Origin of the sequence: Streptomyces sp. LaBMicrA B280, from assembly GCF_049222185.1 — a bacterium.
Lineage (GTDB): Bacteria > Actinomycetota > Actinomycetes > Streptomycetales > Streptomycetaceae > Streptomyces > Streptomyces murinus.
This window is the reverse complement of sequence record NZ_JBMJCT010000033.1, coordinates 339398-351655: the sequence shown is the minus strand read 5'-3', so window position 1 is coordinate 351655 and position 12258 is coordinate 339398. Positions and strand designations below refer to the sequence as shown.

General features: G+C 70.9%; 9 protein-coding genes and 1 pseudogene. 7 read left to right on the top strand and 3 right to left on the bottom strand.

The genetic code is table 11. The annotated features are described in order from the left end of the window. The first annotated feature begins 66 nt into the window (after positions 1-66). The 3 genes from ACLF5H_RS26550 (at position 67) to ACLF5H_RS26540 (ending at position 2962) form a co-directional block, all read left to right on the top strand. The gene (locus tag ACLF5H_RS26550) at positions 67-1422 is read left to right on the top strand and encodes an aspartate aminotransferase family protein (RefSeq protein ID WP_421678526.1); all 1356 of its coding nucleotides are present in this window, start codon (positions 67-69) and stop codon (positions 1420-1422) included. 118 nt (positions 1423-1540) lie between these two features. Continuing rightward, positions 1541-2236, top strand: coding sequence for a GntR family transcriptional regulator (locus ACLF5H_RS26545; protein ID WP_421678525.1), 696 nt, complete (start codon positions 1541-1543; stop codon positions 2234-2236). 75 nt (positions 2237-2311) lie between these two features. Then, the gene (locus ACLF5H_RS26540) at positions 2312-2962 is read left to right on the top strand and encodes a hypothetical protein (RefSeq protein WP_421678524.1); all 651 of its coding nucleotides are present in this window, start codon (positions 2312-2314) and stop codon (positions 2960-2962) included. Positions 2963-3074: 112 nt separating this feature from the next. On the opposite strand, the gene ACLF5H_RS26535 is transcribed toward ACLF5H_RS26540, so the two are convergent. Together ACLF5H_RS26535 and ACLF5H_RS26530 are read right to left on the bottom strand one after the other, a co-directional pair. After that, a complete protein-coding gene (locus ACLF5H_RS26535; protein ID WP_421678523.1) occupies positions 3075-4904 on the bottom strand; it encodes a bifunctional metallophosphatase/5'-nucleotidase in 1830 nt (609 codons plus the stop codon). Positions 4905-5179: 275 nt separating this feature from the next. After that, positions 5180-6463 (bottom strand): adenylosuccinate synthase, encoded by a 1284-nt coding sequence (locus ACLF5H_RS26530; RefSeq protein ID WP_421678522.1) that lies wholly within the window; start codon positions 6461-6463, stop codon positions 5180-5182. 212 nt (positions 6464-6675) lie between these two features. Between ACLF5H_RS26530 and ACLF5H_RS26525 the strand changes: the two are divergent. After that, positions 6676-7516, top strand: a pseudogene (locus ACLF5H_RS26525) (diacylglycerol kinase). Between the two features lie 127 nt (positions 7517-7643). Continuing rightward, positions 7644-9155, top strand: a complete 1512-nt coding sequence (locus tag ACLF5H_RS26520) for an APC family permease (protein ID WP_421678521.1) — start codon at positions 7644-7646, stop codon at positions 9153-9155. Here ACLF5H_RS26520 and ACLF5H_RS26515 read toward each other — a convergent pair. Beyond that, on the bottom strand, positions 9152-9649 hold the full coding sequence (locus tag ACLF5H_RS26515) for a GbsR/MarR family transcriptional regulator (RefSeq protein ID WP_421678520.1): 498 nt from the start codon (positions 9647-9649) through the stop codon (positions 9152-9154). The genes ACLF5H_RS26520 and ACLF5H_RS26515 overlap by 4 nt on opposite strands. Positions 9650-9723: 74 nt before the next feature. On the opposite strand from ACLF5H_RS26515, the gene ACLF5H_RS26510 reads away from it, so the two are divergent. Next, positions 9724-10656, top strand: coding sequence for an ATP-binding cassette domain-containing protein (locus tag ACLF5H_RS26510; protein WP_421678519.1), 933 nt, complete (start codon positions 9724-9726; stop codon positions 10654-10656). Further along, the gene (locus ACLF5H_RS26505; protein WP_421678518.1) at positions 10653-12257 is read left to right on the top strand and encodes an ABC transporter permease; all 1605 of its coding nucleotides are present in this window, start codon (positions 10653-10655) and stop codon (positions 12255-12257) included. The genes ACLF5H_RS26510 and ACLF5H_RS26505 overlap by 4 nt, the downstream gene beginning before the upstream one ends. Position 12258 lies beyond the last annotated feature (1 nt).

The window sequence follows — 12258 nt, the reverse complement described above, 5'->3', positions numbered from 1 at the left end:
TTGGGGCCGCCCACGGCACAGGACGCCGATACCGCGTCCGCATCCCGGACATTTACGCTCGCCCGCATGACCCCTCAGACCGACCCCGCAGCCGGTGCCGCAGTGAAGGCCGCGGACCGTGCGCACGTCTTCCACTCCTGGTCCGCCCAGGACCTCATCGACCCGCTCGCCGTCGCCGGCGCCGAGGGCTCGTACTTCTGGGACTACGACGGCACGCGCTACCTGGACTTCACCAGCGGGCTCGTCTACACCAACATCGGCTACCAGCACCCCGAGGTCGTCGCGGCCATCCAGGAGCAGGCGGCGACGATGACCACGTTCGCCCCGGCGTTCGCGATCGAGGCACGCTCGGAGGCGGCCCGGCTGATCGCCGAGCGGACCCCCGGCGACCTGGACAAGATCTTCTTCACCAACGGCGGCGCCGACGCGGTGGAGCACGCGGTGCGCATGGCCCGGCTGCACACGGGCCGCCCGAAGGTGCTCTCGGCGTACCGCTCCTACCACGGCGGCACCCAGCAGGCCGTGAACCTCACCGGCGACCCCCGCCGCTGGCCTTCCGACAGCGGCACCAGCGGTGTCGTGCACTTCTGGGCGCCGTTCCTGTACCGCTCCCGCTTCTACGCCGAGACGCAGGAGCAGGAGACCGCGCGGGCGCTGGAGCACCTGGAGACCACGATCGCCTTCGAGGGTCCCGGCACCGTCGCCGCGATCATCCTGGAGACGGTCCCCGGCACCGCCGGGATCATGCTGCCCCCGCCGGGATATCTCGCCGGGGTGCGCGAGCTGTGCGACAAGTACGGGATCGTCTTCATCCTGGACGAGGTCATGGCCGGATTCGGTCGTACCGGCGCGTGGTTCGCCGCCGATCTGTTCGATGTCGTACCGGACCTGATGACCTTCGCCAAGGGCGTGAACTCCGGCTATGTGCCGCTCGGCGGCGTGGCCGTCTCGGGGAGGATCGCGGAGACCTTCGGCAAGCGGCCCTACCCGGGCGGTCTGACCTACTCCGGGCACCCGCTGGCCTGTGCCGCCGCCGTCGCCACGATCAATGTGATGGCGCGGGAGGGCGTGGTCGAGAACGCCAAGCGGCTCGGCGAGAGCGTGCTGGCGCCGGGTCTGGCCGAGCTGGCCGCGCGCCACCCGAGCGTGGGCGAGGTCCGCGGCGTGGGCATGTTCTGGGCGTTGGAGCTGGTCAAGGACCGGGAGACGCGGGAGCCCCTGGTGCCGTACAACGCGGCGGGTGAGGCGAACGCGCCGATGGCCGCCTTCGCCGCGGCGGCCAAGAAGCAGGGCCTGTGGCCGTTCGTGAACATGAACCGCACCCATGTGGTGCCGCCGTGCAACACGAGCGAGGCGGAGCTGAAGGAGGGCCTGGCCGCCCTCGACGCCGCGCTGTCCGTGGCGGACGAGTACACGGCGTAACCGGTCCGGCGCTGCCGCCGGGCAAAGGCCGAACGCGTAAGGTGACGTGCTCGTAAGACTCTGCGGAGTCGGCCAGACGTGCGAGCACGTCACCCATACGCGTGAGGAGAGACCGGCCATGCCCGGCAACGGCATCGTCACCCGCAGCACCCTGCGCCAGCAGATCGCGGACGCGCTCCGTGACGAGGTGCTGGCGGGGCGGCTGCGGCCGGGCCGGGCGTTCACCGTGAAGGAGATCGCCGACCAGTACGGCGTCTCCGCCACCCCGGTGCGCGAGGCGCTGGTCGACCTGTCCGCGCAGGGCCTGCTGGAGGCCGACCAGCATCGCGGCTTCCGGGTGCCCGAGTACTCGCTCGCCGACTACCGGCACATGATCGAGGCCCGCAGCCTGGTCACGGACGGCATGTTCCAGGCCCTCGCCGCCGGGCATCCCGCCTTCCGCACCCCGCCCGAGGACCCGCGCACCCTCGCCCTGCTGGCCACCGTGCGCCGCCGCGGCGAGGAGGCCCAGCGTGCCGCGGGCGCGGGCGACCTCACCGTGCTGATCGGCTACGACCTGCGCTTCTGGCGCGAGTTGAGCGTCCTGTTCGGCAATCCCTACCTCGGTGACTTCCTGCACCGGCTGCGCGTGCAGTCCTGGGTCTGCGCGGTCCAGCGGCTGCGCCGCCTGCCCGATCTGCGCGGCCGGCTGTGGGCCGGCCACACGGAGCTGGTCGAGGCCCTGGCCCGGCGGGACACCGAGGCCGCCCGCGCCCTGGTCGCCGCGGCCAACGCGCACTCGCTGGCCCTGCTGGAAGATCTGTCCGAGAGCTGAGCGGACGTGGGGGTATGGGAGCACCCGGGCACCGATTACGCTTCCCGGACCACCTCTTTGTGTGAGGAGCTCTCTTTGGCCTGTGACCTGTGGCTGGTCCCGCTCGTCGACGTGTTGTGCCACACGCCGGACAATCCGTTCGCCGAGGAACTCGCGCACTACAACCACGCGCTGGCCGCGGCGGGGCTGCCGCCGGTACCGGTGCACCCGTACATGCCGGGGCTGTCCGGGGAGGTCGCGCCGGTCGCCGGGTTCGACTACGACGCCCTGCACTTCCTGCGCCGCGCCTATCTGCTCCAGGTCTGCGGCCTGCCGGTGACACCGGTGGACGAACTCGGCGGGGACTACGAGCAGTTGCTGGAGATGTTCGAGTCCACGGCCCAGCAGTCGCACCTGGTCTGGCACTACGACCACGCGGGCGCCTACGTCCCCGTCGACTTCCCGCATCCGCTGTCCGACGAGCAACTCCTGGCGGGCGGCGGCCCCTTGGGCTCAGCCCAGGCGCTGCTGCGCGAACTCCAGTACGTCGCCCCGGTCATCGGCATCGATCCGGCCAACCCCCCGGCGCCCCCGGCTCCGCCCGCGGCCCCCACCGAACTGGAGGAACCGGCCGCCCCCACCCCCTACGACCCGAACCCCTTCTCCCGCGAACGCCATGTCTGGCTGGGCCTGCACGCCGCCGCGACCCGCTCGCTGGCCCAGGGCTCGATGATCGTCTTCAGCTGACCGGGGCGGGCGCCGCGCGGGCGTCCCGACGTACGGCACCCGCCCACCCGTGGCGCGGGTGGGCGGGTGCGTGATGCCTGGTGCCTGGTGGCCGGTGGCCGGGCCGGTCGGGTCAGAAGACCGGCGTGCCCGCCTGGGTCAGCTTCCAGTTGGTGACCGCGAAGTCGGCCGGGTCGAGGGTCTTGGTCGCGGTGACGTAGTCGATCATCATGTCGCGGATCTCGTTGGTGGAGCTGTACGCGATCTCCGCCGACGCGATGTGCGGGTAGCCCGAACCGCCGTTGGCGCGGTAGTTGTTGACGGCGACCACGAAGACCTGGTCGTCGGCGACGGCGGCACCGTCGTAGCTGAGGTTCTTGATGCGGGAGCCCTCGGGCTGGGCGATGTCGATGTCGTAGTCGACGCCCGCGGCGGTGTCGTACATGTAGTCCCAGAAGCTGTTGGCGTTGGTGAGGGTCGCGGTGTCGACCTTCGTGCCCGCCGGGACCTGGACGTAGTACTTGGCCGCGTACTCCAGGTAGTCCTTGAGCTGGGCGCCCGTGAGCTTCTTGGCGTAGAGCGTGTTGTCGTAGATGTAGAGCCCGGCGATGTCCTTGATGGTGACGTTGCCCTGCGGGATGTCGGCGGTGCGGCTGAAGGGCGCCGCGACCGAGATCAGCGGGAGGGCGGCGTCCGCCGCGGACAGGCCGGTCCTGACCGTCTCGATCTGGACCTTGTGGATGAAGTCCATGATCGGCACGTCCTTCCAGCAGGACTCCGCCGCCGAGAGGTCCGCCGTGCAGGTGCCGACCGGGGTGTTGACGTACTTCACCACCAGCTCGTGGTCGGCCTCCAGGAGCTTCTTGATCTGCGGGTCCTCGGCCACCCCGTTGGGGTTGAGGGTCTGTGCCTTCTTGCTGGTCACCTTCCACTGGCCGTGGTGCAGTTCGAGCTCGAAGTCGAAGACGCTGAGCCGGTAGCCCCAGCAGTACGGCTCGGACAGCAGGACGTCCTCGCCGGTCTCGTCGTTCTTGACGGTGTACGACGGCACCTCGACATGGGTGTGGCCCACCAGGATCGCGTCGATGCCCGGGACCTGCTCGGCGACCAGGTTGGACGCGTTCTCGATGTAGGGGAGTTCGTCACCCCAGGAGGAGGAGCCGTCCAGACCGGAGTGGTCGGTCAGGAAGACGACGTCGCAGCCGAGGGCGCGCAGCCGCGGCACGTACTTCTTCGCCTGCTCGACCAGGCCGGGGAAGACCAGCTTGCCGCCGACGTTGTCCTTGTCCCAGATCGCGATGCCGGGGTTGGTCAGACCGAGGATGCCGACCTTGATGTCGGGGGCGCCGGGGACCTTGATGTGCTTGACGGTGTACGGCTCGAAGGCCGGGCGCAGCGTCTTGGCGTGCAGGGCGTTCGCGCCGAGCAACGGGAAGTCGCACTGGTCCTCGAACTTGCGCAGCGTCTCGATGCCGTAGTTGAACTCGTGGTTGCCGAGGGCGGCGGCGTCGTAGCGCATGTGGTTCATGGCGGTGGCCATGGGGTGCTTGGGGCCGCGCTTGCCGTCGGTGCCGGTGATCGGGTCGACCCGGGCGAAGTAGTAGGCGAGCGAGGTGCCCTGGATGATGTCACCGGCGTCGACGAGCAGCACGCGGTGCTCGCCCTTGGCCTCGCGCTGCTGCTTGATGAGGGTGGCGACGCGGGCCACGCCGACCGAGTTGCCGGCCTTGTCGGTGTAGGGCGCGTCGGCGTAGTAGTCCCAGTCGAAGACGTGGCCGTGCAGGTCGGTGGTGCCCAGGATGGAGAACGACCAGGTGCGCGGAGCCTTTTCGTGGCCGTGGCCATGACCCTTCTCGGCCGCCTCGGCGGTGCCGCTGCCCACCGCGCCCGCCGCGGCGACGGCGGCGCCGGTGACGGCCGACTTCTTCACGAACTGCCGGCGGTTCATGGGACTGTGGGTCATTCGAGGCTCCTGAGACTGGAGTTGGCGCGTGCGGGGGTCGCTCCCTGCGGAGGCTACCCGCGTAGATCGTGCTCGCGCCCCTCATCGCCGCAAACCAGGAAATGACCATGTCCAGGTCAAGGATGAGTCAGGTGGGGCGAAATGCGAGAGCGCCCGCCGGTCCCGCCCGAAGGCGGATCCGGCGGGCGCTGCCGCACGGTGAAGAGGGGTCGAACTCCGGCTTACCGAAAGGAATTACCGGGGGGTCGCAGGGGCCCAGGGCCTCTCGTCCGGCCCTAGAGGAACGAGTTGACCTCGATCGTCTCGTCCCGGCCCGGGCCCACGCCGATCGCGGAGATCGGGGCGCCGGACATCTCCTCCAGCGCCTTGACGTAGTTCTGCGCGTTCTTCGGCAGGTCGGCGAAGGTCTTCGCCTTGGTGATGTCCTCGGACCAGCCCGGCAGGTTCTCGTAGACCGGCTTCGCGTGGTGGAAGTCGGTCTGGGAGTAGGGCAGTTCCTCGACGCGCTTGCCGTCGATCTCGTACGCCACGCAGACCGGGATCTGCTCCCAGCCGGTGAGCACGTCCAGCTTGGTGAGGAAGAAGTCGGTCAGGCCGTTCACCCGGGTCGCGTAGCGCGCGATCACCGCGTCGAACCAGCCGCAGCGGCGGTCGCGGCCGGTGGTCACACCGCGCTCCCCGCCGATCCGGCGCAGCGCCTCGCCGTCCTCGTCGAACAGCTCGGTCGGGAACGGACCGGCGCCGACCCGGGTGGTGTACGCCTTGAGGATGCCGATGACCCGGCTGATCTTCGTCGGCCCCACGCCCGCGCCGGTGCAGGCGCCGCCCGCGGTCGGGTTGGAGGAGGTGACGAAGGGATACGTGCCGTGGTCGATGTCGAGCAGCGTGCCCTGGCCGCCCTCGAACAGCACGACCTTGTCCTGCTCCAGGGCCTGGTTGAGGATCAGCACGGTGTCGGCGACGTACGGCTTGATCTGCTCGGCGTAGCCCAGCAGTTCCTCGACCACCTGGTCGGCGGTGATGGCACGGCGGTTGTAGAGCTTGGTGAGGACCTGGTTCTTGACGTCGAGCGCGGCCTCCACCTTCTGCTGGAGGATCGACTCGTCGTACAGGTCCTGGACCCGGATGCCCACGCGGTTGATCTTGTCCGCGTAGGTGGGGCCGATACCGCGACCGGTGGTGCCGATCTTCCGCTTGCCGAGGAAGCGCTCTGTCACCTTGTCGACCGTCACGTTGTACGGCGTGATGACGTGCGCGTTGCCGCTGATGAGCAACTTGGAGGTGTCGACGCCCCGCTCGTTCAGACCGCTCAGCTCGGAGAGCAGGACCGAGGGGTCGACGACGACACCATTGCCGATGACCGGCGTGCATCCGGGAGAGAGGATGCCGGAGGGCAGGAGGTGGAGGGCGTACTTCTGGTCGCCGACGACGACCGTGTGGCCGGCGTTGTTGCCGCCCTGGTATCGCACCACATAATCCACCGATCCACCGAGCAGGTCGGTGGCCTTCCCCTTGCCCTCGTCACCCCACTGAGCACCGAGCAGCACAAGTGCGGGCACGCGCGTACACCCCTTCCGGGCGGGGCATGTCCAAGGTCAGGGGCACGGGCGTAAGGTTCACCGCCGCGTGCCACCGCGACCGTCGTTGGCCGCACAACCGTCGGACCGGATGCCCCGGAATAGACGAAGCCCCTGGCGCAATAGCGCAAGGGGCTCTTGCACAAAGATGCTACCCGAGGAAGCGAGGCAGGACCGAGGTGGCGACTTTCGCGATGTCCGATCAGCTGCTGGTGATCATCGATCCGGGGGCACGGCAGACGGACGGGGAGTCCGTACGGATCGCGAAAGACGTGCTCAGCGCGGGTGCGGCGGCCAAGGTGTGTCTCCCGGAGGGCCCGGAGGAATTCGCCCGGGCACTGGGCCGTAGGGGTTCCCGCCGGCCGGTGGTGGTGGGCGACGACACCGCCCTGATGCGCGCGGTGACCCTGCTGCACCGGGAGCGGGAACTGGCCGGATGTGTGCTGTCGGTGGTGCCGGTGGGCGAGACGCTCACCCTGGCGGCCTCCCTGGGGGTGCCGACCGGGGCGGTGGCGGCGGCGCGGGCGGTGCTCGACGGCGCGGAGCGGCGCCTGGACCTACTGGCCGACGACAGCGGCGGCCTGGTGCTCAGCGGGCTCGCCATCCCCCCGGCCCCGGCGCGGGTAGATCGGAACGCGGGTGCCCGCGCCCGCGCCGATGGCGGCCGCCGCCCGCCCCTGGTACCGGTCCCTGGTGCGCACCCTGAGCCCGCGCCCGACCCGGCTGTCCGCGATACCCGCCCCCGGCCCCACCCGGCTGCGGGTGGAGGTCGACGGCGAGGCGCTGGTGGACCTCGACCAGCCGGTGGAGTCCCTCTCCCTGGCCCCGGCCACCGGCGGCCTCGCCGAACTGGAGGTCCATCCCCTCTCCGTGGGCGCCGAGGCCGGCCCCCTGCGGGCCCTCGGGCGCACGGTCACGGTCACCGGCCCCGACTTCCACTACCGGGCCGACGCGAAGGTCACGGGCCCGGTACGGCGCCGGACCTGGCGGGTGGCCGAGGGGGCGTGGGGGCTGGTGCTCCCCGCCCGCCCGTGACCCCGCACGCCTCGCCCCAATGGTCTAGTGACAAATATTTAACCGTCCCGACCCCTTCCCGTGCCCCCTTCTCGTCCAGCATCCTGCTCCATCAGGACCCAGGGAGCGGACCCGGAGGGGGTCATTCATGGCAGTGGACGAAGGTGTCGTACCGACGGCGGGGACCGACGGAGGCGAAACGATTCATCGACTGAAACCCAATGCCGTCGGGCTGCTCGGCGTGGTGTTCATGGCCGTGGCGACGGCCGCGCCGATCACCGCGATGACCGGGAACGTGCCCTTCATGGTGTCGTCGGGCAATGGCATCGGGGCGCCCGCGAGTTATCTCGTGGCAATGGTCGTACTGGCAATCTTTTCCGTCGGATTCACCTCGATGGCGAAGCACATCACCTCGACGGGCGCCTTCTACGGATTCATCTCCTACGGCCTCGGCCGCACGATCGGGCTCGCCTCCGGGCTGCTCGCCACCTTCGCCTACGTCGTCTTCGAGCCCGCGCTCATCGGGATCTTCTCCACCTTCGCCACGACCACCCTCCGGGACCAGACCGGGCTGCACCTGCCCTGGTGGTCCTTCGCGGTCCTGATGCTGGCGATCAACGCCACCGGCACCTGGTTCGGGGTCAGCGTCGCCGAGAAACTGCTGGTGGTGCTGCTGGCGACCGAGGTCACGGTGCTCGCCGCGATGGCCGTGTCCGTCGCCCTGCACGGCGGCGGCCCGCACGGGTTCAGCCTCGCGCCCATCGACCCGGTCAACGCCTTCAAGGGCACGTCCGCCGGGCTCGGCCTCTTCTTCGCCTTCTGGTCCTGGGTCGGCTTCGAGTCCACGGCGATGTACGGCGAGGAGTCCCGCGACCCGAAGCGGATCATTCCCAAGGCGACGATGGTCAGCGTCCTGGGCGTCGGGGTCTTCTACGTCCTCGTCTCCTGGATGGCCATCTGCGGCAACGGCGAGGCGGCGGCCGTGCGGGCGGCGTCCTCCGCGAACCCCCTCTCGATGTTCTTCGTCCCCACCGAGCGGTACGTCGGCCACTGGGCCGTCGACGTCATGCAGTGGCTGATGATCACCGGGTCACTGGCCTGCGGGATGGCCTTCCACAACTGCGCCGCGCGGTATCTGTACGCGCTGGGCCGCGAGGGCGTGCTGCCCTCGCTGAAGCGCACCGTCGGCCGCACCCACGCCCGGCACGGCTCGCCGCACATCGCCGGGCTGGTGCAGACGGGGGTGGCGGCGGTGCTGATCGGCGCGTTCTGGATCGCGGGGAAGGATCCCTACACCGGTACGTACGTGCTGCTCGCGATCCTCGGCACGATGGCGATCCTCGTCGTCCAGGCCGTGTGCTCGTTCGCCGTGCTGGCGTACTTCCGCTCGCACCACCCGGAGAGCCGGCACTGGTTCCGCACGTTCGCCGCTCCGCTGGTGGGCGGGGTGGCGATGCTCGGGGTGGTGGTGCTGCTGGTGTCCAACATGGGGGCGGCGGCAGGGAGCGAGTCGGGATCGCTGGTGCTGCGGGCCACGCCGTGGCTGGTGGGGGCGGTCGCGGTGGTGGGGGTGGCGTACGCGCAGTACCTCAAGCGGCGGGCGCCGGAGCGGTACGCGCTGGTGGGGCGGACGGTGCTGGAGGAGACGAAGGAGCGCTAGAGCTTCTCGTCCCGGTAGGCCCGCCAGCGCTCCATCATCTCCGCCACGTCCCGCTCGATGAACTCGAAGAAGTCCAGCGTCTCGGCCAGCCGGCGGCCCGCGGGGGTGTCGGCGCCGAGGCTGGTGACGCCCTCGCGCAGGGCGTCCTCCCAGCGCTTGATGATGGCGTTGCGGCTGGTGAGGGCCTCGTACCACTGGTCGCTGTGCACCCGGTAGCGCTCACGGCGGGAGCCGGGTTCGCGTTCCCGGGAGACCATGTGGACCTGGGAGAGGTAGCGCACCGCGCCGGAGACGGCGGCCGGGCTGATCTTCAGCCGCTCGCCCAGCTCGGCCGAGGTCAGGGTGCCGGTGTCGGAGGCGAGCAGGGCGGCGAACACCCGGGAGGGCATACGGGTCATCCCGGCCTCCACGAGCTGGGCCGCGAAGTGCTCCACGAATGTCGAGACCGCCTCGGGATCCCGCCCCGCCCCTACCGCGCCCACCGCATCCGTCATGGTGCCCACCGTACCCAAACTTAGGGACCTTCGGTAACTTCACAAATTTGTGAAAGAAGCGTACGTTCGGGCCCATGACGAAGGCAATCACGGTCGCCGGGCTGCACAAGTCCTTCGGCCGTACCCACGCGCTGGACGGCCTCGACCTGGAGGTCGGGACCGGTGAGGTGCACGGCTTCCTCGGGCCGAACGGCGCGGGCAAGTCGACCGCCATCCGGGTGCTGCTCGGGCTGCTGCGCGCGGACGCGGGCGCGGTACGGGTGCTGGAGCGCGACCCCTTCCGGGACGCGGTGGAGGTGCACCGGCGGATCGCCTACGTGCCCGGCGATGTGACCCTGTGGCGCAATCTGTCCGGCGGCGAGGTCATCGACCTGTTCGGCAGGCTGCGCGGGGGCCTCGATGCCCGGCGGCGCGCCGAACTGACCGAACGCTTCGAGCTGGACCCGACGAAGAAGGGCCGCACCTACTCCAAGGGCAACCGGCAGAAGGTCGCCCTGGTCGCCGCCTTCGCCTCGGACGTGGACCTGCTGATCCTGGACGAGCCGACCTCGGGCCTCGACCCCCTGATGGAGGAGGTCTTCCGGCACTGCGTGGAGGAGGAGCGGGCGCGCGGCCGTACGGTCCTGCTCTCCTCCCACATCCTCAGCGAGGTGGAGCAGCTGTGCGACCGGGTCAGCATCATCCGCGCGGGGCGGACGGTGGAGAGCGGTTCGCTGGCCGAGCTGCGGCATCTGACCCGGACCAGCGTGAGCGCCGAACTCATGGGCGAGCCGGTCGGGTTGACGGAGCTGCCGGGCGTGCACGACCTCGACGTACAGGGCCGGCGGGTGCGGCTCCAGGTGGACACCGATCAACTCGATGGAGTGCTGCGGGCGTTGGTCGAGTCCGGGGTACGGACGCTGACGTCGACACCGCCGACGCTGGAGGAGCTGTTCCTGCGGCACTACGCGCAGGACGCCGACACCGACGCCGACGCCGACGCCGAGACGGACGGGGTGGCGGTGTGAGCGCTGCCGTCGTGTCACAACGGGCGGGCGGTGAGCGGTCGTTCGCCGGTACCGGCACCCTGGTGCGCTTCGCGCTGCGCCGGGACCGGGTGATGATCCCGGTGTGGATCGCGGTGATCGCGCTGATGGTGCTGTCCATGCCCGGCAGCCTCCGGTCGATCTACGGCACCCCCGCCGCCCGCGCCGACCTGATGCACCAGATGGCGGCGAACACCTCGCTGCGCGCCATGGTCGGACCGGTCTTCGCCGACTCGCTGGGCGCGCTCACGGCCTGGCGGGTCGGGGTGTACGCCGGTGCGCTCGCTGCGGTGCTGAGCCTGCTGGTCGTCGTGCGCCACACCCGGGACGAGGAGGAGAGCGGGCGCCAGGAGATGGTGTCGTCCGGGGCGGTCGGGCGGCGGGCCCCGCTGACGGCCGCGCTGGTGACGGCGGCGGTCGCGAACGCGGTCCTCGCGGTGCTGATCGCGGCGGGCCTTGCCGCGCAGGGCGGCGCCGGGGCGGTGGCGTTCGGGCTCGGCGTCGGCGGGACCGGGCTGGTCTTCGCGACCATGGCGGCGATCGTCGCCCAGCTGACGGAGAGCGCGCGGCTGGCCCGGGGGCTGACGTCGGGGGTGCTGGGCGCGGCGTTCGTGCTGCGCGCGGCGGGCGACTCGGCGTCGTCCGACGGCTCCTCCGCCATGACCTGGCTGTCGCCGCTCGGCTGGCTGGAGGAGCTGCGGGCCTTCGCGGGCGAACGCTGGTGGGTGCTCGCGCTGTTCGCGGCGGCGGCACTGGTACAGGGCGCGGTCGCCTATGCGCTGGCCGGACGCCGGGACGTCGGGATGAGCTTCCTGCCGACGCGTCCGGGACCGGCGGCGGGACGGCTCGGCGGGGCGGGCGCGCTGGCCTGGCGGTTGCAGCGGGGCGGCGTGCTGGGCTGGGGGCTCGGGTTCTTCGTCGCCGGGGTGGCGTACGGCGGGGTCGCGACCGGCGCGACGGACCTGGTGCGCGACAGCGAACAGGCGCGGGAGATCTTCCAGCGGATGGGCGGGCAGTCGGGGCTGACGAACGCGCTGCTGGCGGCGCTGACCGGGATGCTGGGGCTGGTGGCGGCGCTGTACATCGTGCAGTCGGTGCTCCGGCTGAGCGGCGAGGAGTCCTCCGGCCGGGCCGAACCCGTGCTCGCGGGCGCGGTCGGCAGGCTGCGCTGGGCCGCCGGGCATCTGGTGATCGCCTTCGGCGGCGCGGCCCTGCTGATGCTGCTCACCGGTCTGGGCTTCGCGGCGGGCTACGGCAAGGACACCGGCCCGCTGCTGGCCGCCTGCCTCGTCCAGCTCCCGGCGATCTGGGTCATCGGCGGCATCGCCGTCCTGCTCTACGGCGTCCTGCCCCGCGGCGCGTTTGCGGCCTGGGGTGTCGCCGGTGCCGTCCTCCTCCTCGGCTGGATCGGCCCCGCCCTGAAGGCCCCCCGGCCCCTGCTGGACCTCTCCCCCTTCACCCACCTCCCCAAGCTGCCGGGCGGCCCGGTGCACTGGCCACCGCTGCTGGCGCTCACGGGGATCGCGGTGGTGCTGGTGGGGGTGGGGCTGGCGGGACTGCGGAGGAGGGATGTGGCGGGGTGAG